General features: G+C 67.3%; 20 protein-coding genes. 5 read left to right on the top strand and 15 right to left on the bottom strand.

Annotation, left to right across the window (positions count from 1 at the left end; all coding sequences use genetic code 11):
- Positions 1–6: 6 nt before the first annotated feature.
- The 3 genes from OXM58_18410 to OXM58_18400 form a co-directional block, all read right to left on the bottom strand.
- Positions 7–861, bottom strand: a complete 855-nt coding sequence (locus OXM58_18410; GenBank protein ID MDE0150335.1) for a branched-chain amino acid ABC transporter permease — start codon at positions 859–861, stop codon at positions 7–9.
- A gap of 18 nt (positions 862–879) precedes the next feature.
- On the bottom strand, positions 880–1,740 hold the full coding sequence (locus OXM58_18405; GenBank protein MDE0150334.1) for a branched-chain amino acid ABC transporter permease: 861 nt from the start codon (positions 1,738–1,740) through the stop codon (positions 880–882).
- A 119-nt stretch (positions 1,741–1,859) separates the two neighbouring features.
- Positions 1,860–3,005 (bottom strand): ABC transporter substrate-binding protein, encoded by a 1,146-nt coding sequence (locus OXM58_18400; protein MDE0150333.1) that lies wholly within the window; start codon positions 3,003–3,005, stop codon positions 1,860–1,862.
- Positions 3,006–3,215: 210 nt separating this feature from the next.
- Between OXM58_18400 and OXM58_18395 the strand changes: the two genes are divergently transcribed.
- Both OXM58_18395 and hutG read left to right on the top strand, forming a co-directional pair.
- Positions 3,216–4,019, top strand: coding sequence for a phytanoyl-CoA dioxygenase family protein (locus OXM58_18395; protein MDE0150332.1), 804 nt, complete (start codon positions 3,216–3,218; stop codon positions 4,017–4,019).
- A complete protein-coding gene (gene hutG, locus OXM58_18390; GenBank protein MDE0150331.1) occupies positions 4,016–4,813 on the top strand; it encodes an N-formylglutamate deformylase in 798 nt (265 codons plus the stop codon). The genes OXM58_18395 and hutG overlap by 4 nt, the downstream gene beginning before the upstream one ends.
- Positions 4,814–5,190: 377 nt before the next feature.
- Here the strand turns inward: hutG and hutI are convergent, their stop codons facing one another.
- Positions 5,191–6,435 (bottom strand): imidazolonepropionase, encoded by a 1,245-nt coding sequence (gene hutI / locus OXM58_18385; GenBank protein MDE0150330.1) that lies wholly within the window; start codon positions 6,433–6,435, stop codon positions 5,191–5,193.
- A gap of 104 nt (positions 6,436–6,539) precedes the next feature.
- Here hutI and OXM58_18380 point away from each other — a divergent pair, with 104 nt between their 5' ends.
- The 3 genes from OXM58_18380 to meaB are packed head-to-tail and all read left to right on the top strand — an operon-like array spanning position 6,540 to position 10,446.
- Positions 6,540–7,955, top strand: a complete 1,416-nt coding sequence (locus tag OXM58_18380; GenBank protein MDE0150329.1) for a formimidoylglutamate deiminase — start codon at positions 6,540–6,542, stop codon at positions 7,953–7,955.
- Positions 7,952–9,487, top strand: a complete 1,536-nt coding sequence (gene hutH, locus OXM58_18375) for a histidine ammonia-lyase (GenBank protein ID MDE0150328.1) — start codon at positions 7,952–7,954, stop codon at positions 9,485–9,487. Before OXM58_18380 ends, hutH begins: the two co-directional genes overlap by 4 nt.
- The gene (gene meaB / locus OXM58_18370; GenBank protein ID MDE0150327.1) at positions 9,484–10,446 is read left to right on the top strand and encodes a methylmalonyl Co-A mutase-associated GTPase MeaB; all 963 of its coding nucleotides are present in this window, start codon (positions 9,484–9,486) and stop codon (positions 10,444–10,446) included. The genes hutH and meaB overlap by 4 nt, the downstream gene beginning before the upstream one ends.
- Before the next feature lies 1 nt (position 10,447).
- Here meaB and tcuA read toward each other — a convergent pair whose 3' ends face one another.
- The 11 genes from tcuA to OXM58_18315 form a co-directional block, all read right to left on the bottom strand.
- Positions 10,448–11,932: an FAD-dependent tricarballylate dehydrogenase TcuA gene (gene tcuA / locus OXM58_18365; protein MDE0150326.1), complete on the bottom strand. Its 1,485-nt coding sequence runs from the start codon at positions 11,930–11,932 to the stop codon at positions 10,448–10,450.
- 12 nt (positions 11,933–11,944) lie between these two features.
- On the bottom strand, positions 11,945–12,691 hold the full coding sequence (locus tag OXM58_18360; GenBank protein MDE0150325.1) for an ABC transporter permease subunit: 747 nt from the start codon (positions 12,689–12,691) through the stop codon (positions 11,945–11,947).
- Complete coding sequence (locus OXM58_18355; GenBank protein ID MDE0150324.1) at positions 12,688–13,446, bottom strand: ABC transporter permease subunit; 759 nt, start codon at positions 13,444–13,446, stop codon at positions 12,688–12,690. Before OXM58_18355 ends, OXM58_18360 begins: the two co-directional genes overlap by 4 nt.
- A gap of 4 nt (positions 13,447–13,450) precedes the next feature.
- Positions 13,451–14,248: an ABC transporter ATP-binding protein gene (locus OXM58_18350; GenBank protein MDE0150323.1), complete on the bottom strand. Its 798-nt coding sequence runs from the start codon at positions 14,246–14,248 to the stop codon at positions 13,451–13,453.
- Positions 14,245–15,645, bottom strand: coding sequence for an amidohydrolase family protein (locus OXM58_18345; protein MDE0150322.1), 1,401 nt, complete (start codon positions 15,643–15,645; stop codon positions 14,245–14,247). Before OXM58_18345 ends, OXM58_18350 begins: the two co-directional genes overlap by 4 nt.
- Positions 15,646–15,667: 22 nt before the next feature.
- A complete protein-coding gene (locus OXM58_18340) occupies positions 15,668–16,690 on the bottom strand; it encodes an ABC transporter substrate-binding protein (GenBank protein MDE0150321.1) in 1,023 nt (340 codons plus the stop codon).
- 461 nt (positions 16,691–17,151) lie between these two features.
- A complete protein-coding gene (locus OXM58_18335) occupies positions 17,152–17,565 on the bottom strand; it encodes a type II toxin-antitoxin system VapC family toxin (protein ID MDE0150320.1) in 414 nt (137 codons plus the stop codon).
- Positions 17,562–17,819 (bottom strand): type II toxin-antitoxin system VapB family antitoxin, encoded by a 258-nt coding sequence (locus OXM58_18330; protein MDE0150319.1) that lies wholly within the window; start codon positions 17,817–17,819, stop codon positions 17,562–17,564. Before OXM58_18330 ends, OXM58_18335 begins: the two co-directional genes overlap by 4 nt.
- A 177-nt stretch (positions 17,820–17,996) precedes the next feature.
- On the bottom strand, positions 17,997–18,707 hold the full coding sequence (locus OXM58_18325; protein ID MDE0150318.1) for a ThuA domain-containing protein: 711 nt from the start codon (positions 18,705–18,707) through the stop codon (positions 17,997–17,999).
- Positions 18,708–18,711: 4 nt separating this feature from the next.
- Positions 18,712–19,500 (bottom strand): SDR family NAD(P)-dependent oxidoreductase, encoded by a 789-nt coding sequence (locus tag OXM58_18320; GenBank protein ID MDE0150317.1) that lies wholly within the window; start codon positions 19,498–19,500, stop codon positions 18,712–18,714.
- A gap of 21 nt (positions 19,501–19,521) precedes the next feature.
- Positions 19,522–20,088 (bottom strand): hypothetical protein, encoded by a 567-nt coding sequence (locus tag OXM58_18315; protein ID MDE0150316.1) that lies wholly within the window; start codon positions 20,086–20,088, stop codon positions 19,522–19,524.
- Positions 20,089–20,104: the final 16 nt, after the last annotated feature.

Genomic DNA, 20,104 nt, shown 5'->3' with positions numbered 1-20,104 from the left:
TTCGCCCTACCCCGCCGTCCGCCGGCCCGAAATCCGCCGCCACAACATCCGCATCAGGCTGTCGATGCCGCCGGGTGCGAAATACATGACGGTGAAGAGCAGAACGCCGTAAATCAGCAACTTGTAGTCGGCGAAGACCTGGAGCAGCAGCGGCAGCACGCTCAGGAAGGCCGCCGCCACGACGACGCCCCAGACCGATCCGATTCCGCCGACGATCACCATGGCGAGAACGGAAATCGATTCGATGAAATCGAAGCTCTCGACCTCGACGAACTTGACATAGTGGGCGAACAGGGCGCCGGCGAGCCCGGCGAGCGCCGTCCCGAACACGAAGGCCGTCAGCTTGTAGCGCGCGACGTCGATACCCAGCGTCCGGGCCGTGTCCTCGTCGGTCGCGATCGCGTCGAAGGCGTGGCCCATCCACGACCGCTTGATGTAGAGGCTGAAGGCGATGACCGCGGCGGCGAAGGCGGCGCACAGCAGCATGTAGGGGATCTGGCCGATGCCGGGGTCCGGGATGCCGGCGATGCCCTCCTCGCCGCCCAGAAACTCCTGCTGGCGGACGAAGCCCGTAAACAGGAATCCGACCCCCATCGTGGTGATCGCCAGGAAATCGTGGCGCACCCTGAGCGAGGCGAAGCCGACGATGAAGCCGAAGAAACCCGCAATCGCCATGGCGAGGGGCAGGGCGAGCCAGAAGGAGCCGCCATCGGTCGTGAACAGGGCAGCCGAATAGGCGCCGATGCCGTAGAAGGCGGCGTGGCCGAGGCTGATCTGGCCGCAGAATCCGGTAATCAGGTTCAGGCTCAACGCGAAGATCACGCTGAAGCTCATCACGGTCAGAAGCGAAATTTCGTACATGCCGGCGCTCCTCGGTCCCTATCGCCGGGCGAACAGGCCCTGGGGCCGGATCATCAGGACGGCGATGAGGAAGGCGAAGGCGATGGCGTCACGGTCCAGCACCCGGTCGAGATAGATGGTGCCGAAGGATTCGATGACGCCCAGCGCCAGGGCCGCGATCAGGGTTCCCTTCACGTTGCCCAGTCCGCCCAGCACGATGATGGCGAGCGCCTTGTACGCCGGCACGCCGCCCATGGTCGGGATCACCTGGTTGAGCAGCAGGGCGACCATCACGCCGGCAGCGGCGGCAAGCGCCGAGGCGACGAAGAAGTTGATGTAGCGCACCCTCTCCAGGTTGATGCCGAAGGATTCGGCCATCGCGGCGTCCGAGACCGTCGCCCTCCAGGCAACCCCGATGCGGGTCCGGCCGGCCAGCACGGCAAGCCCGCCGATCAATACAACCGCCAGTACGACGACCACGATGCGGCCTTCCTCCAGCCGGACGCCGGCGACCTCGACGGTGTCCTTCAACGGCGGCGCCAGGAAGGAGATGCTCGTCGCGCCGAAGATCAGCCGGTAGATCTCCTCCATCGCCACGAACAGGCCGATCGAGGCGATCAGCGCGACATGGGGCGGCTTGTTGAGGATCGGCTCGTAGAACAGCCGGTAGAAGGCCATGCCGAAGAAGCCGACCGCCACGACGGTGATGACGAAGGCGGCGGCGAAGCTGCCGGTTTCGTTGGTCAGCAGCAGGCCGACATAGGCGCCCAGCGTGAAAATGCCGGCATGGGCGATATGCAGGATGCGCAGCAGCCCGTAGACCAGCGTCAGGCCGACGGCGATCAGGGCATAGATGCAGCCTTCGACCAGCCCCTGGACCAGAAGATCGGAATAGCTCAACGCGGGAAGCCCCGGTTGCTGTTGGGCGCGGGATTATCGTGACGAAAAATCGGGCCGCACGCGACCGGGCGGCGCCCGCGCAAAACGGGGCGCCGCCCGGCCCGCAGCCGATGCAGGCCTTACTTTTCAGGCGGCGTCAGCAGCTTGGCATCCGTGATTTCCGAATGATAATGCCAGCCGCCGCCCCGGACCTCCTGGACCTTGAGCGACTTCTGGACCTCGCCCAGCTTGTTGAACGACAGCGTGCCGGTGATCGCGTCGACCTTGATCGAGGCGAGCGCGTCGCGGATCGCGGCCCGGTCGGTCGAACCCGCTTTCTTCAGCGCCGCCGCGGCGACCATCACCGCGGCGTGGCCGGAAGCGCCGACCATGTCCGCGCCGTAGCCGGCACGCTTCTTGAACTCGGTCATGAAGTCGACGACTGCCGGCTCCTTGCTGTCGCGATCGAGCGCCGTAACGATGATCACGCCTTCGGCCGCCTTCTTGGCGATCTCGATGAACTTGACGCCGTCATAGCCTTCCTGGGCGACAACCACCGCCGTGACACCGCCGGCGCGAAGCTGGCTGACGAAAGGCGCGGCGACGAACCAGTAGCCCGTGTCGAATATGGCGTCGGGGTTGTCGCCCTTGATCGACGACACGATCGGGCCGAACTGCCGGTCGCGCAGGGAATACTGGTATTCGTTGACGACCTCGATGCCGTAATTGGCCATCACGGACTTGAAGCCGGCGGCAAGCGCCTTGCCGTAGTCGTTTTTCATGATGGTGATGACGACGCGCTTCTTGCCCAGCTTGTCGCCGACCAGCTTGGCCGCTGCCCTGCCGAGCACGCTGCCCAGGATTCCGGTCCGGAACACATAGTTTCCGGCCCGGGTGATGTCCGGGTGAACGGCGAAGGCCGAGATGTAGGGCACCTTGGCATTCTGGTAGACGCCGGCCGAGGCGCGGGTCGGCGCCGAATAGCTGCCCGAGATGCTCATCGCGACCTTGTCCTGCTGGATCAGCTTGGTCGCGATCGGCACCGCGAATTTCGGCTTGGCCTGGTCGTCGTAGACGATGAGTTCGAGTTTCTTGCCGTTGACGCCGCCGGCCGCGTTCACCGTATCGATGGCGATCTGCGCACCGGTCAGGACCGACTTGCCGTCAGCCGCCGCAAAGCCCGTCTGGGGTGTGTTGAAGCCGATTTTGATGGTCTCCGCCGAGGCCGCAGATGCCGCCAGCGCGACGGCCGCAGCGGCGGCGATGCTGAACTTCCAGGACGTCATGGTACTCCTCCCTTGGGCGAGCGCAGGCGATCCCGCACCCGATTATCACCACGTCGCGCCACCGACCCCGCGCCGGGGCGTCTTGGCAATGGAAATCAAGTTATATATACAAGTCAAGGGCCATGCAATTCCGCCCGATTTGACATACATTCGGCGGATCCGGAAACCGGCGGCAGGGCCCGCCGGAGCAGGCGCGACGAGGAGGACGAGATGGCCGCCGGCCGCCCGACCATCACCGACCGGCAGGTGGACGAGTTCCAGCGGGACGGCGTCCTGCTGCTCCGGGGTGCCTTCGCCGACTGGGTCGACGACCTGCGCCGCGGCATGGAAACCAATATGGCCGCGCCGAGCTGGCGCGAGCGCAGCATCGAGCCGGACGACGGCAGCGCGCCCTTCTTCCAGGACTTCTGCAACTGGGACAAGATTCCGGAATACAACCGATTCGTGAAGGAGTCGCCAGCCGCTGAAACCGCCGCCCGGCTGATGCGATCGAAGACGGCGCGCCTGTTCCACGAGCACATCCTGGTCAAGGAGCCGGGTTCGTCGGTCGTCACACCCTGGCATCACGACATGCCCTACTACTGCGTCGAGGGCAGGATGAACTGCAGCCTGTGGATCACGCTCGATCCGGTGGCGCGCGACTGCGTGATCGAATATGTCGCCGGCTCCCACCGGTGGGGCCGCGAGTTCCGGCCCGAACGGTTCAACGGCACGTCGCTCACTCCGGGCGACACCCGCGAGCGGATACCCGATATTTCCGCGAACCGCAGCGACTACGACATCCGCGGCTGGGCGATGGAGCCCGGTGATGCCGTCGCCTTTACCTACCGGACAGTACACGGCGCACCGGCCAACAACTCGGCCGAGCGGCGGCGCGCCTTCTCGATCCGCTTCGTCGGCGACGACGCCGTCTATGCCGAAAAGGGCGTGCATTCGCCGCCCTTCCCGGATCTCGGCCTCGAAGTGGGCGAGCCGCTGGCCGGCGACGATTTTCCCCTGCTGTGGAGCGCATGAACCCCTACCGCTTTACGCCGGGGGACGCGCCGCTGCTGATGAGCATTCCCCATGTCGGGACAGCCATCCCCGCAGCGGTCGAAGCGCGGCTGACCGAACGCGCGCTGATGCGGCCGGATACCGACTGGCATCTCGACCGGCTGTACGATTTCGCCAACGAACTCGGCATCCCGACGCTCCAGGCGGTGTGGTCGCGCTATGTCGTCGACCTGAACAGGCCGCCGGATGACGCCCCGCTCTATCCGGGCCAGGTCTCGACCGGCCTCGTCCCCGTGCAGGATTTTGCCGGCAATCCGCTCTACCTTTCCGGCGCACAGCCGGACGACGAAGAGAAGGTTGAGCGCTTGAAGACCTGCTGGCTGCCCTACCATCAGCGGCTGGAACGGGAACTCGCCTCGATACACCGCAAACACGGCATTGCGATCCTGTTCGACTGCCATTCGATTCTCTCCGAGGTGCCGCGCCTGTTCGAGGGCAGGCTGCCGGACTTCAACCTGGGCAGCGCGGCCGGCGGCGCCTGCGATGCCGGTCTGCGCCTGCATCTGGCCGAGGCGCTGGGCGACTTCGGCGAGGACCGGCTGGTTGTCGACGGCCGCTTCAAGGGCGGCTTCATTACCCGCCAGTACGGCGACCCCGACAACCGCATCCACGCCTTCCAGCTCGAACTTTCCATGGCGACCTATTGCGAAGAGGCCGCGCCGTGGAGCTATTTGCCGGACAAGGCCGCCGAGGTCCGCCCCGCCCTGCGCGCCATGCTCGAAGCCGCGCTGGCCTGGGCCCGGGAGCACAATTGAGGCGGTTCGGGATCATGTCGACCGCCATCCACGTTCTGCCGGCCCGGCCAAGGTCTGCGTTGCTCCACATCGCCCAATTTGTCACCCCGTCCGACCGGAGGGAGAGCCGGAGTCCAAAGTCAGAGGTACAGGTCTTCGGGTCGGCTCTGGACCCCGGATCGTCGCTGCGCTCCGTCTGGGGTAGCACTGCGTGTATTTTTCGGAATGCGTTGCGCAAATTTTTGTGCGGCCGCAATTTGCGGATACCGGGCCGTAGGGGAGGGTTTCAAACCCTCCCCTACAAAGCCGGCCGGACGCTGCGTCGCCCGGTCCGGGGTGACACCGGAAGATTTAAGGCGGAATTATTGAAGACGCCGTACAGACGCTGTGCGACGGGCTTAGCCGGCCACCGTTACCCCGTTCTTCACAACCGCGCGGCACGGGTTGAAGCCCGCCGGATAGGCCAGTTCGCCGGGGCTGCCGATATCCCACAGGGCGAAATCCGCCGCCTTGCCCGCTTCCAGGGTGCCGATCCGGTCTTGCAGGCCGAGCGCGCGCGCCGCTTCGCGGGTCACGGCGGCGAGCGCTTCCGCCGGCGTCAGGCGGAACAGGGTGCACGCCATGTTGAGCATCAGCAGCGGCGAGGTGACCGGCGAACTGCCCGGGTTGCAGTCGGTCGACAGCGCCATGCTGACGCCGTGTTCTCGGAACAGGTCGACGGGGGGCACCTGCGTTTCGCGCAGATAGTAGAAGGCGCCGGGCAGCAGCACCGCCACCGTCCCGGCCTCCGCCAGCGCACGCACGCCGGCGTCGCCGACATATTCCAGATGGTCGGCCGACAGGCCGCCATATTCGGCGACCAGCGCGGCGCCGCCCAGGTCGCTCAACTGCTCCGCGTGGAGCTTGACCGGCAGGCCGCAGTCGTGCGCCGCCCGGAACACGCGCTCGGTCTGGCCGCGGGTGAAGCCAATCGATTCGCAGAAGGCATCCACGGCATCGGCCTCGCCGGCTTCGGCCACCGCCGGGATCATCTCGCGGCACACCAGGTCGATGTAGCCGTCGGCGTCGCCGGCATAGTCCGGCGGCAGGGCATGAGCGCCGAGAAAAGTCGTTTCGACATCGACCGGAAGATGGTCGGGAATCCGCCGCGCCGCCTGCAGCATCCGGCGCTCGGTCGCCGTGTCGAGGCCGTAGCCGGACTTGATCTCGATGGTCGTCACGCCCTCGCCCAGGATCGCGCGGACGCGCGGCAGGGCGCTTTCGACCAGTTCGTCAACGGAAGCCTGCCGGGTCGCCCGCACGGTCGAGACGATGCCGCCGCCGGCCCTTGCGACCTCTTCGTAGGTCGCACCGTTGAGCCGCTGCTCGAACTCCGCGGCCCGGTTGCCGCCGTAGACGATATGGGTGTGGCAATCGATCAGCCCTGGCGTGATCCAGGCGCCGCCGGCGTCGTGGACCGGCACGCCCTGAGCCTGAACCCGGTCCAGCTCTGCCGCCAGGCCGATCCAGGCGATGTTGCCCCCCGCCACGGCGATCGCGCCCTCCCCGATCGCGCCGTAGGGGTCGTCGCCGGAAGAATCGTAACCTGCCGGCGCCATAGTCGCGATCCGGGCGTTGGTCCACAGGCGGTCCCAGGCGGTCATGATCTTGTCTCGCGGTTCGTCGCAATACAGCACGCAGCGGAACTGTACCGCCGAACGGGCGAAGATGCTGCCACATTCGCCGGTCCCCCGCAGGTGCCACGGCGATGACCGCCGCCGCCGACCGCCTCTGGTGCCCGCTCTGCCTGTTGCCGTCCGGCTGGGCGGAAGGCGTGCTGCTGGACGTAGACGACACGGGTACGATCCGGCGCATCGAGACCGGCGCACCGGCAGCAGGGAATACGCAGCTTCCGGGCGCGGTCATCCCCGGGATGCCGAACCTGCACAGCCATGCTTTCCAGCGCGCCATGGCGGGTCTGACCGAACGGGCGGGCGGCGAGGAGAGGTCGGATTTCTGGTCGTGGCGCCGCACCATGTACAGCTTCGTCGGCCGCCTGACGCCAGAGCAGGTCGAAGCGATTGCGGCCCATCTCTATGTCGAGATGCTCAAGGCCGGCTATACCGGTGTCGCCGAGTTCCATTATCTGCACAATCCGCCCGGCGGCGGCCGCTACGGCGACACGGCGGAACTGGCGCGTCGTGTAGCGGCAGGGGCAGAAGCGGCCGGCATCCGCCTGACGCTGCTGCCGGTGCTGTACCGCGAAGGCGGCTTCGGCGGCGGGCCACTTGCGCCGGCCCAGCAACGCTTCCGGCTGGAGATCGACGAATGGGCCGGGGTCATATCGGCCCTGTCAGGGGCATCCCCGACGCAGACTGCCGGCGCCGCCCTGCACAGCCTGCGCGCCATCCTGCCGGCGGACATGGCGGACGCGCTGGCGGCCTATGACGCCATAAGCCCCGACGGCCCGGTTCACATCCACATTGCCGAGCAGGAAAAGGAGGTCGCCGAATGCCGCGCCTGGTCGGGGCTGCGGCCGGTCGAATGGCTGCTCGACGGCGTGCCGGTCGACCGCCGCTGGACACTGGTCCACGCCACCCACATGACGGAAGAGGAGACCCGGCGCGCCGCCGCGAGCGGCGCGGTTGCCGGCCTGTGCCCGACCACCGAGGCCAACCTGGGCGACGGCATCTTCGACCTGCCCGGCTGGCTCGCCGCGGCAGGCGCTTTCGGCGTCGGCAGCGACAGCAACGTCTCGCTCGACCCGCGCGAGGAACTGCGCTGGCTCGAATATGCCCAGCGGCTGATCCTGAAGCGCCGGCTCGTTGCCGGCGATGCAGCGCCGACCGGTGCCGCGGGTGCAGCGGCATCGCCGCTCTCCCTCGGCGCGGCTCTGTGGCTCGGCGCAGCGGCCGGCGGCGCGCAGGCGCTCGGACAGCCTTGCGGCGCACTCGCCGAAGGCCGGGCGGCCGACCTGCTCGTGCTCGACCCGGATCATCCGACGCTGGCGGCGCACGGCCCGGACACGCTGCTCGATGCCTGGGTCTTCACAAACGCCGGTTCGGCGCTTAGGGAGGTCCGGGTCGCCGGGCGGCGTGTTGTCGAGGACGGCCGCCATCCGGGCGAGAACGCAATCCGTGCGCGATACCGGGAAACCATGACAGAACTGGTCCAAGAGCTATGACGTCCGAAGCGGTCACGCTGACGCCGGGATCGATAAGCCTGCCGGCCCTGGAAGCGCTGTATCGCGATAGCCCACCGGTTGTCCTGGACCGGGCCTGCCGGGCGGACATGGCACGCGCGGAGGCGGTCGTCGAGCAGGCCGCGGCGGGCGACGCGGCTGTCTACGGCGTCAATACCGGTTTCGGCAAGCTGGCCAGCACTCGCATTTCGCCGGAAGAAACCGCGCGCCTGCAGCGCAACCTGATCCTCTCCCACAACGCCGGGGTCGGGCCCGATTTGCCGGAACGCATCGTCCGGCTGATGATGGCCCTGAAGCTGCTCAGCCTCGGCCGCGGCGCCTCCGGCGCGCAATGGGCCATCGTCGAGGCCCTGGAGCGGATGCTGGCGGCGGGCGTGACGCCGTCGGTGCCGGCGCAGGGCTCTGTCGGCGCCTCCGGCGATCTGGCGCCGCTCGCCCATCTGACCGCCGTGATGATCGGCGAAGGCAGAGCCCACTACCGGGGCGAGCGCCTGCCCGGCGGCGCAGCGTTGCAGGCGGCCGGGATCGAACCGGTCGCGTTGCGGGCCAAGGAAGGCCTCGCGATGATCAACGGCACCCAGTGCTCGACCGCGCTGGCGCTGGCCGGCCTGTTCGACGCCAAGCGGCTGCTGCGCGCGGCGCTCGTCACCGGCGCGCTCTCGGTCGACGCCACGCTGGGCTCCGACACGCCGTTCGATCCGGCGATCAACGCGCTGCGCGGCCACCCCGGCCAGATCGACGTGGCGGCGGCCTTGCGGGCGCTGCTCGCGGGCAGCGAAATCCGCGCCTCCCATATCGATTGCACCCGGGTGCAGGACCCCTATTCCGTGCGCTGCCAGCCGCAGGTGATGGGCGCCTGCCTCACCCTGCTGCGCCAGGCCGGTTCTGTTCTGGCCATCGAAGCGGCGGCGGCGACCGACAATCCGCTGGTGCTGGCGGAGCGCGGCGAGATTCTGTCGGGCGGCAATTTCCATGCCGAACCGGTCGCCTTCGCCGCCGACCAGATCGCGCTTGCCGTGAGCGAGATCGGCGCCCTGACCGAGAGGCGTATCGCCCTGCTGGTCGACCCGGCGATGAGCGAACTGCCGGCCTTCCTGACGCCCGAGCCGGGCGTCAACAGCGGCTTCATGGCGGCCGAGATCACCGCCGCGGCGCTGGCGGCGGAGAACAAGCAGCGCGCCACACCGGCCAGCATCGACAGCCTGACCACCTGCGCCAATCAGGAGGACCATGTTTCCATGGCGACCCACGGCGCGCGGCGCCTCGCCGAGATGAACGACAATCTGGCCAAGATCGTCGCCGTCGAATGGCTCGCCGCCGCCCAGGGCATCGGCTTCCGCGCGCCCCTGAAGACCAGCGTGCGCCTCGGCAGCGCGATCGCGCGGTTGCGCGCCGTCGTGCCGCCGCTCGAAGAGGACCGCTACATGGCGCCGGACATCGAGGCCGCCGTCGATCTCGCCCGCGCCGGCGCGCTGGTCGAGGCGGTCGGGCCGGAAGGGATGCCGGGCTGGTGAGTCCGCAAACCGATCCGCGCCGGACCGATACCGCCGGCCTGGCCGCCCGGCTGCGCAAGGGCGAGACCCGCGCGCTCGCCAAGGCGCTGACGGTCGCCGATATCGGCGGCGAGGAAGCCCGTGCGCTGTTGCAGGCGTTGGACAGGGACCGCCGCGAGACCCCGGTCGTCGGCATGACCGGCCCACCCGGCTCGGGCAAGTCCACGCTGATCAGCGCCATGATCCGGACGCTGCGCGAACGGGACATGCGGGTGGCGGCGCTCGCCGTCGATCCGTCGAGCCCGAAGAGCGGCGGCGCGATCCTGGGCGACCGGGCGCGCATGGGCGAGCATGGCTCGGACCCGCATGTCTTCATCCGCTCGATCGCGGCGCGGGGCCATCTCGGCGGCCTCGCCCTCAACATCCAGGCCTCGATCGACGTGGTGAACGCCGCGGGCTTCGACATCGTCCTGCTGGAAACCGTCGGCGCCGGCCAGTCCGAGATCGAGGTCGCGCAGGTCGCGGATGTGACCGTCGTGGTCGGCGCGCCGGGCCTGGGCGACGATTTGCAGGCAATCAAGGCCGGCATCCTCGAAGTCGCCGACATCCTCGTCGTCAACAAGGCCGACCTGCCCGGCGCCGACGAGACCGCCCGGCAGCTGGAAGCGATGCTGGGACTGCGCAGCGCCGCTCGCCGGGAGACACCGGTCATCAGCACGGTCGCCACGACCGGCGACGGCGTCGCCGAACTGGTCGAAGCAGCCCTGGAGCTCAGTGCGGCCGTGACGCCCGAAGCGCGCAGCGCCCGGGCTGAACGGCAGGCGATCGACCGTCTCGCCACCATGGCCGGCGCATTGGTGCGCGATGCGCTGAACGCGCTGCCCGACGACGAACGGCGCGCGCTTGTCGAGCGGGTCCGGGCCGGCACGGCCGATCCGGGCGAGGCGGTGCGCCGGCTGTTGAACGACCAGACCGGCTGACTTAACCGGCTGCGGCCGCCGCCGAACGCCCCGCAAGGCGGCCGAAGACGGCGCCGCTGGTGAGCCCCGTGCCGCCCGGATAATTGAACCAGAACAGGCCGCCGACCAGTTCGCCGGCGGCGTAAAGGCCGGGGATCGGCGCGAGGTCGCTGTCGAGCACCTGCGCGCTCGCCGGGTCGATGCGCAGCCCGCCGAAGGTGAAGGTGAGGCCGCAGCCGACGCGGTAGGCCTCGAAGGGCGGCTCGGCAATCGGGTTCGCCCAGTTGGTCTTGTTCACGGCCAGGCCGCGCGTGCCGCGCCCGTCCCTGACCGTCGCGTCGAACGGCGTATCGGTATCGACCGCTTCGTTGTAGGCCGCGATCTCGGCGAGGAAACCTTCCGGATCCACGCCTTCCAGCCGGTCCGCCAGGGCCTCCAGCGTATCGGCCTTCGCCCTGGTGACCTGCCGGATGCGGTATTCGTCGCGCAGCAGGTGCGCCACCCTTGCGTCGAAGACCTGCCAGGCAAAGCCGTCCGGCTGCTCCAGGATGACCCGGCCGTAGCGGGCGTAGGTGTAGTTGCGGAAGTCCGCGCCCTCGTCGACGAAGCGCCGGCCCCGGGCGTTGACCATCACGCCCCAGGGATAGCTGTGCTTCTGGAAGCCGTCGCCGACCGCGAGGTCGCCGAATTCCGGCGCGTTGTAGTCCCAGGCGACGGCGTGGCCGCCCGACCAGTTGCCACAGGACGCCGCGCCGGCCTCCAGGGCCATGCGGATGCCATCGCCGGTGTTGAAGCGGCTGCCGCGCACCTTCGCCAGCTCCCAGCCGGGGCCGAGATAGCGGGTGCGCCATTCCGGGTTGGCCTGGAAGCCGCCCGCGGCGAGCACCACCGCCCCGGCGCGCACGGTCTCGATCCTGCCATCGTGCTTGAGCCGGACGCCCTCGACCCTGTGGCCGTCATGGATCAGGCCGAGCACCCGCGCGCCGTAGCGGAGGTCGATTCCGGCCGCACGGGCGATCCGCGTGTGGCCGTCGACCAGGCCGGGGCCGCCGCCCCAGGCCTCCAGCGTCAGCCCGCCCCAGAAGCGGAAGCGGCCGTCCGCCGCCTTGAAGGCCTGGCGGCCGTAGATCGGCATGAAGCGGATGCCCTTGCCGTGCAGCCACCGCATCGTCCCGCGCGATTCCGTAACCAGCCGCTCGCACAGGTCCGCGTCGGTGCGGTAGCGGGTCAGGCGGAACATGTCGTCGTAGAAGCGATCCTCGGGATAGTCGCCGAAATCGGTGATGGCGATCTGCTCTTCGGAAAGGTCCGGGCACAGGGCGCGGATATCGTCCACGCCACCGTAAGCGAAGCGGAAGGCGCCGGCAGTGAAGCGGGAGTTGCCGCCGTTCTCGGCCTCCGGCGCGCGTTCGAGCATCAGCACCGACGCGCCGGCCTCGCGCGCCGCCAGGGCCGCGCAAAAGGCGGCGTTGCCGGCGCCGACGACGATGATGTCGGGATGGGGCACGATGGCGCAAGTTCAGCTGAAGTGGGCGCGCACGCGGCGTTCGACGAAGCTCGCGAGCAAAAATGCAGCGACCGAGATCGCGGTCGCGACGATACTTGTTCCAAACGCTTGCTCGGTCTGGAACTCGTCGTTGGTCTTGGCAAACAGATATCCGAGGCCCGAGGTGCCCATCAGAAATTCGGCGATCATTGCGGCGAGGATAGCGTGCGCCGCGGCGAGCCTGAGCGCAATTGCCAAATTCGGCATCGCAGCGGGTAACGCGAGGCGAAACAGCGTCGCGCGCCGCGAGGCGCCGAGCACGCGAAACAGATCGTCGCTTCCCGGCGGCAGGGCGCGGAGTCCCGACGAGGCGAAGACGAAGGACGGAAAGAAGGTGATGATCACGACAATCGCAATTTCCGTCGACACGTTGTAGCCCAGCAGCCGGGCGATGATCGGGATCAAAGCGACGACCGGGACCGAGCTGAACAGAACCGCAAGCGGGCTCACCAGCCCGCTCAGCAGGGGGGACAGCCAGGTCGCGACCGCAAGCGACGTCCCGATGATCATGCCGCCGGTCATGCCGACCAGCGCCACCGCGAACGTGATGCCGGTGTTCTCGAGGAACAGGACCGGATCGGTGACCAGCGCGTCAAACACGCTGATCGGGGTCGGCATGACGATGGGATTGAACTGATTGACGATGACCCAGGCTTGCCATGCCACGAGAATCAGCAGGATTCCCCAATAGTCCTGGATCAGGCGCCGCCCCGTCCTCATCGAAACCGCCCGTAGATGCCACGCTCGAGCCCGGTGAGGAGACCGTAGAACGTCAGGGACGCGATAACCGCGAGGAAGACAGCGCACCACAACAGGACGATCTGGAAATTCTGCATCGCATTGATGATCAGGATCCCCAGTCCGCGGGGCGCGCCGAACCACTCGCCGATGATGGCGCCGATCAATGCCGCCGGCCACGACAGCCGCAGACCGCTGGCCAGCGCCGGCAGGGCCGACGGCATCTCCAGTCGCCGGAATCGCGTGAACCGGCGCGCGCCGAACACCGAGAAAAGGTCCTGATGCGCCGTCGACGCACTCGCCAATCCCGATGTCACCGACACGTAGACGATGAAGAACACATGGACCGAGGCGACCGCGGCCGGCGCCGCATCGCGGCTCAGCACCAACAGGAAGATGGGCCCGAGAGCTATCGACGGCACCGAGTTCAGCACCGCCGCCAACCGGTCGCCGCCGCGGCGCATCGGCGGCAGCAAGTGCGTGGCCCACGCCAGAACGAGGCCTAGACAGGCCCCGAACAGATAACCCATGCCGGTGGAACTGAGCGTCGCACCGATGGCGCGCCCGAACAGCGGCCTGTGGCTCGCGGCGGTCAGCATGTCGATCACCGATGTGAGCGGAGGCCATGACAGGCCGGCCAGCCGGTAATGGCCGATCAGCTGCCACAGGCCGAAGAATATGAACAGACCGACGGCGCCCAACAGGGTGCGGCCGACCCAGCTCGTACCGGTCGCCACCGGCTCAGTCCTCCGACGGCTCGAGCGCGAGCGACAACTCGTCCGCCAGGCTGTGGAATTCCTTGCTTCGCATGACCGAACGATCGCGCGGCCGGTCGAACGGCACTGTCGCTTCGAGAATGATCCGGCCCGGCCGCCCGCTCAAGACCAACACGCGGTCGGCCAGGAAAATCGCCTCGTCCACGGAGTGCGTCACCAGCACCGTGGTAATCTGGTCGCGCAACCAGATGCGTTGCAATTCTATGTTCATCTGGCGCCGCGTCACCGCGTCGAGCGCGCCGAATGGCTCGTCGAGCAACAGCACCTCCGGGTCGAGAATCAGCGCCCGCGCAATAGAGACCCGCTGGCGCATACCGCCGGAAAGCTGGCGCGGGCGCGCCGACACGAACTCGTCCAGCCCGACGAGGACGATCATTTCGCGGATCGCCGCATCATCCGGCGTTCGGCCGGCCAGCTTGAACGGCAAGGCAATATTTTCGTAGACGGTTAGCCACGGCAGCAGTGCGTGGTCCTGGAACGCGACACCGAAGGCGTGCCGCGCCGCAATTGCGGCGGGGGGCTCTCCGCGCACGGTGACGCTCCCTGTCGTCGGCCGGTCGAGCGATGCCATCAGCCGCAACAACGTGCTCTTGCCGCAGCCGCTCGGGCCCAGCAGCGCCACGAACTCACCGGTCGCTACTGCAAGGGACAGCTCTTGCAGGGCGAGCACGCCATCGTCGCTGCCTTTGAGGGCAAATTTCTTCGTGACATCTGCGGCGGTGATCGCCGGGCCATCAGGGTCGAATTGCGCCTCGCCGGTCATCGCCGGGCTTGTTCGAACCTTTCCATGATCCGAGGCAGCCGCCGGTCCAGGTCGTGGCGCAACGCCTCTTCGTCTATGGTCGACAACGTGCGGTCTTTCATCACCACACGGCCATCGATGACCACGGTCCGCACGTCGCGGCCGACCGCCGTGTTGGCTACGGCGAACATCGGATCGACATGGGGCGTCTGGTCCAGTTCACGGCATTCGACGAGAAGGATGTCCGCTTTCTTGCCGACTTCGAGGCTACCGATCCGGTTTTCCATGCCGAGCGATCGCGCGCCGCCCCGGGTTGCTACACGCAGCAGTTCCTCGCCCGACATTACGTCACGATAGTGAATCGGTGTGCCGGCGACGAGTTGCTGTCCAATCCGGGCGGCGTGCGCGACCTGGAAGATGTCGAGCGGACCCCACGCTGCGGCGCCGTCGGTCCCCAGGCCAATGTCGATACCGCGCCGCCACATGTGCAGCAAGGCGTGCGGGCCGATGTGATAGTTGTTGAACGCACAGTGAGACGCTGTCAGCCGGTGCGTCACATAGAGGTCGGTCTCGTCCGGCGATAGCAGCACCGAATGGGCGCAATGGAGATGTCGCCCAAGCGCCCCGATCTCCTCAAGATATTCGGTCGGGCGCTTGCCGAAATGTTCGAGCGCGTAGTCGATCTCATAGGTGCCCTCACACAGATGAGTATGGATACGCGTGCCCAACTCCCGCGCCGCGTCTGCCATCGAGCGCACCAGTTCGGTTGTGCAGACCATAATCTGGCGCAGCGACAACCATGCCTGAACGCGATCCTGGTCCTGACCGTTCCATCGGCGCACAAGATCGACGTTGCGCGACAGCGCCTGGTCCGTGGTCATCATCATGGAGTCCGGCACACCGGCGCCATGATCGATGGTGCTCAGCGCGATGAACCCTCGAATGCCGGTTTCGAGCGCCGCCCGGCCCATCTCGTCGGGGTGCGGACCGCCCGCCTCGGCGAAGCAGGTAGTGCCGACGCTGATCATGTCAGCATAGCAAAGCAAGCCGCTGAGATAGACGTCTTCCGGGTCCAACAATCCTTCGAACGGGATGTAGTAGTTCTTCCAAACCGGAATCTTGACCTGGCCGCGGCGGGCGAACTCGGCGATCTTGCCGCGCAGCAATTGCTGTCCGGTGTGGACGTGACCGTCGATCATTCCGGGCATGGCAATCTGCCCGTCGCCGCCAATTTGCGACGACGGGATGAACCGGGATGCGGCGTCGTCGGCACCGCCGATCCACGCGATCCGGTCGCCGCGCACCGCGATCGCGCCGTTGCGGATGATGGTATCGGCGGCGTCGAGGCACACGACCTCGCAGCCCGAGATCAAGAGATCGACCTTTTCCGGCCCCTGTGCCGACCCCTGCTCCGGCATGGCGGCGAACTTTCCCGCGCGGTTACTTGATGCCTTTGCGCGCCTCTTCCATGACGCCGAAATCCGCGATCTTCTCGACCGGCGGAATATTCTTGCGCCCGGTCGCCTGGGCCGCCGCATACATCTTCGCAATGGTGTCTCGGTCGAGCACGAGGATCGGCTGCTTCGGCTTGTCGGGGTTGCGCATCATCTTGATCTGGAGCTCGTTCTGGCGCAGCTGTTGCTTGAGATTCAGGCCGAGATCCGCGCCGTACTTGCTGACCGCCAGCTTCGGCGCAACTGTCAGGTCTTTCTCGTTGTCCTGCCAGCCACGAGTCAGCGCGCGCAGAAACTTCACCACGGTCGCCCTGTCGTTCTGGAGGAACTTGCGCGAGGTGAAAACGGCGCTGGCGTACTGCTTGAACCCAAGCGAATCGAACGATGCGAAATGGAAGTCCTTGCCCCGTTTCATGCCGCGCAACTCGAGGGCCACCGCCTGATTGGTGCCAAAAGCGGTGTACCCGTGGCCCTGCTTGGCGAGCAGCGGCTCGGGCGAATACCCTGCTGGAACGAATTCCCAATTCTTGGGCAGATTGTTGAGGGTGAGAACCGCATCGATTGCCGTTCGCTCGGCCACGCCCTGAGCGAGAATTTTCTTGCCGACAAGATCGGCCGGTTGGCGAATCGGGTTGTCCGCAAGCGAGATCACACCGAGCGGCGACACCGGAAACGTCGCAGCGACGATGACGAAGTCGTTGCCGCGACCGACGGCATCGAGAAACGGAAGCCAGACACCGTAGGCGATGTCGGCCTTGCCCGCGGCGAGCGTGACCAGCGACTTCGGCGCATTCGGTCCGCCCGGCTGGTATTCGATCTTCAGCCCCTCCTGCTTGAAGTAGCCCTTGTCCATGGCGAGCCAGAGACCGCCATATTCTACGTTGGGAATCCAGCTCAGCGCGACGCGAACGGTTTTGTCCTGCGCAGTGACCGGATTGACCAGCCCGGCGACAAGGAGCGCCCCCGCGGCAAGTATGGACGCGGCGAAGGTGAAATATCGTCGATACATCTTATCCCTCCCGATTTTGCGTTGTTTCGGAACCGGAAATTGAGTGTGGGCATCGGTTCGCAATCAAGTCAAGCGCCCCCGGGAGGGCCAGTCGATTCTGCCGAAATTGATCTTGGCCCACCTCCCATTGCCGAAGAGCGCCGCATGGTCCCGAAGGTCGATGAATTGATGGCACCGTGCGACCGGCTGGAGGCTGGGCCTTGCCGCCGCAGACACCGCGCCCCGGCGCCTGCTCGAACCCTGCTTCACAAAGCCCTTGGCGAGGCCGAGTAGCCCGGATTGCGGCGGTCTACCCAATCCCCTGGAGCATCCCCGCAATCGCCGCGCTGCGCGGCCGGACCGCCATGCTTCCGGCCCATCCGGTGCCGCATCGTCGACCGCTTGCCAATCGTGCGTTTCGGCAACCGCCTCGCCGGGGCGATCGTAGGAGAAGAGACCGCCCGGAAAGAGCCGGTCGATGCTCATGGGCCTCCCGCCCCGTCTTCCGCCACCGCTGCGGCCACATCGGTCAGGGCGAAGTCGGCGCCCTTGAACAGCAGGGGTTCGCCGGTCGTCTCGGCGAGGGCGTAGGCGAAGCAGTCGCCGAAATTCAGCCCGGCCGGATGGTTGCCCCTGCCGAACCGCCGCCACGCCCGCCGGGCGGCCTCCAGCTGTTCGGTCGTGACGGGCTCCGGTTCGATGCCGAATCGGTTGAGAAGCTGATCGAGTTCGTATCCGGCCGAAATGCCGCCCCTGCCTTCAACCACGATGGATGCTTCCAGCAGATTAGCGACGGATATGCGACGTTCGGGAGCGGCAGCCAGCGCTTCTTCGTAGCGTTCCGCGTCCGGTTCACGGTTGAGGATCGCAACGATCGCCGAACTGTCTACGATCACTTCGGAAGTCCGCGTTCGTCGTAGAGCAGGTCTCCGATCTCGGTGGAAGACGGCCCCGGCCCCATAAGCGCCGCGCAGCGCTCTGCTATGGCGCGGACATCCCGAAGCAGCGCTTCCTTGTCCCGCTCCCGCTTTTCCCGCTCAAGACGCTCACTCAGGGCAGCGGTAATCGCGCCGGTCATGGTCTCGCCGGTCAGGTCGGCCAGCTCGCGGGCAAGCGCGCAGGTTTCTTCGTTCTTGATGTTGAGGCCCATGCCTAATCCTTTAGGGTAGAAACCCTTAGTCTGCTTCTACCCTAGAGTAATTCAAGGGGCCGCGCAATGCCGGGAGGGACCGAGAATCCGAGATCGCCGCGGGCGATCACCCCAAAACGATTGCAAACGCAAATATCTAGCAGCGCCGATCTCCCGCTTCGGACCTTTGCCTGCCTGTCAGGCCGGCATATCCGGTGTGACGCTTGCATCGCCTGCTGCCCACCGGGCGGCGCGCCGGACGATTTGCGCATGGGTCGGTTGTTCGATAGACGCCCGGTTATGGCCGAGCGCGTCGAAGACGACCCTGCCCTCGCCGTAGCGCCGCGCCCAGAGGACGGGTTCGGCCCCCTCCAGCATTCCGGACCTGGCTTCAAGCAATGGGCGGACGCCGGGCGCGAGGCTGAGGCCGCTGTAGACCTCGTCGACGATCTCGAACCCGCCGAGGCCGGCTGTCAGCGGATGATCTTCAGCTGTTTTCGAAACGGCGGCCGGCCCGAGCGGCGGATGCCAGGACCGGCCCCAGACCCAGACGCCGCCCAGGATGTCCCGCCATTCGTCCCAATCGTCGAAACAGAGGCATGCGGTGTGAAATCCGAACAGGCCGCCGCCGCTGCGGACGAAGCCGCCGAGCCGGGCGCGCGCCTCCCGCGACAGGCTGAACGCCCATTCGGCCCGGTCCGGTGCATATTTCGGGTCGCCCTCCATGCGCCAGCGCAGCGCCATGACGGTGAGCAGGGCATAGCCGCCGCGTTCGAGGCGCGCGAGCCCGGCCTCGATATCGGTTTCGATCTCCGACTCGAACCCGTCGAAGGCAAGCTGCGCGGCCAGCGCTGCGGCGTTGTCGGCGAAGTCGTGCCGGATTCCGCCGGAGAGAATCAGATTCCGCACGTCGCTACTTCTCGGCTTCCTTCGGCGCCTTGCGGGATAGCTGGTTCTTCAGGCTGAAGGAAACCCCGCCGTCGACCATCAGATGCTGGCCGTGGATGAAACCGGCCTCGTCGGAGGCCAGGAAGGCGACGGCGGCGGCAACGTCTTCGGCCGTTCCGATCCGCCCGGCCGGCACGGCCCGGCCGCGCTCTGCACGAACCTCCGGATCGCGGTAGATCGGTTCCGACATGCCGGCGTCGATGAAGCCGGGGCCGACGGCATTGACCTGCACGCCCCTGGGGCCGAGTACCAGCGCGAACTGTTCGGTCAGCTTCGCGACCGCGGCCTTGGTCGCCGGATAGGCGCCGGCATCCGGGCTGGTCTGCACGGCGTTGAGCGACGTGATGTTGACGATGGCGCCGCTGCCGCGCGCCGCCATGCGCGCGCCGGCCTCGCGGGACATCAGGAACACCCCGACAAGATTGACCTCGACAACTCTCCGGAAGTCCTCGACAGGATGTTTCAGCAGGTCGCCGAAGCGGACGATGCCGGCATTGTTGACCAGAATGTCCGGCGGCCCGCCGAACGTCGCCTCGAACCGGCCGAGCGTTTCGATGACCGAATCCTCCGAGGTCACGTCGCAGGGGAAGCCGGCGGCGCCCTCCAGCTCCGCAGCGGCGCGCACCGCGCCATCACCGTCAATATCGGCCAGCCCAACGCGGCAGCCGTCGGCCGCCAGGCGCCGGGCGATGGCGAGGCCGAGCCCGCCGGCCGCGCCGGTCACCAGCGCCGATCTGCCTCCGTCTCCGCTCACGCCGATCCCCCGCTGGCCGCGCTAACGCAGGTTGGCCGCGCGTTTGACGACATAGCTGTTCGCTTCGGGATCGTAGTAATGCCGGTCCGCCTTGTATGTGCCGGAAACGACCGTGAGCCCCATCGCGCCGCCGTCCAGCGCGCAAAATCCGTGAATGTCCGCCGGCGGCGCAACGATGGCCGCCTCGCCGGCGTGCATCACCCTGTCGTCGGTCGCCGCCAGCTTCGCGTATCCCGCAACCGAGCCGTCGTCGGTACGGCGGTAGACGGTATGGCGCATGCGCCCGCGATAGACGGCGAACAGCTCCCAGACCCCGTGATCGTGGGGCTGGACCCGGCCGCCCTCGGGCACCTCGAACAGCAGGAAGGACAGGTCGCCGTCGAAATAAAGATATTGCGACCAGTCGACATTGTTGCCCTGCCGCGGAATGCCCAGGCCGCGCAGATCGTCCCGTTCGAGCAGGGCGGCAATCGGCCGTTCGATGGCGGCCAGCAGGGCCGACGGTGCGGACCCGTGGCTGCGCTGCGCGGCGATCACCGCTTCGGCGCATTCCCTTACCGTCATCTGCGTCGGCAGGCCTGCGGGCATCCGGATTTCCCGTGGG

The sequence above is a fragment of the Rhodospirillaceae bacterium genome (assembly GCA_028819475.1).
Taxonomy (GTDB): domain Bacteria; phylum Pseudomonadota; class Alphaproteobacteria; order Bin65; family Bin65; genus Bin65.
The sequence above is the reverse complement of the archived record's forward strand: the minus strand, read 5'-3'. Positions and strand labels throughout refer to the sequence as shown.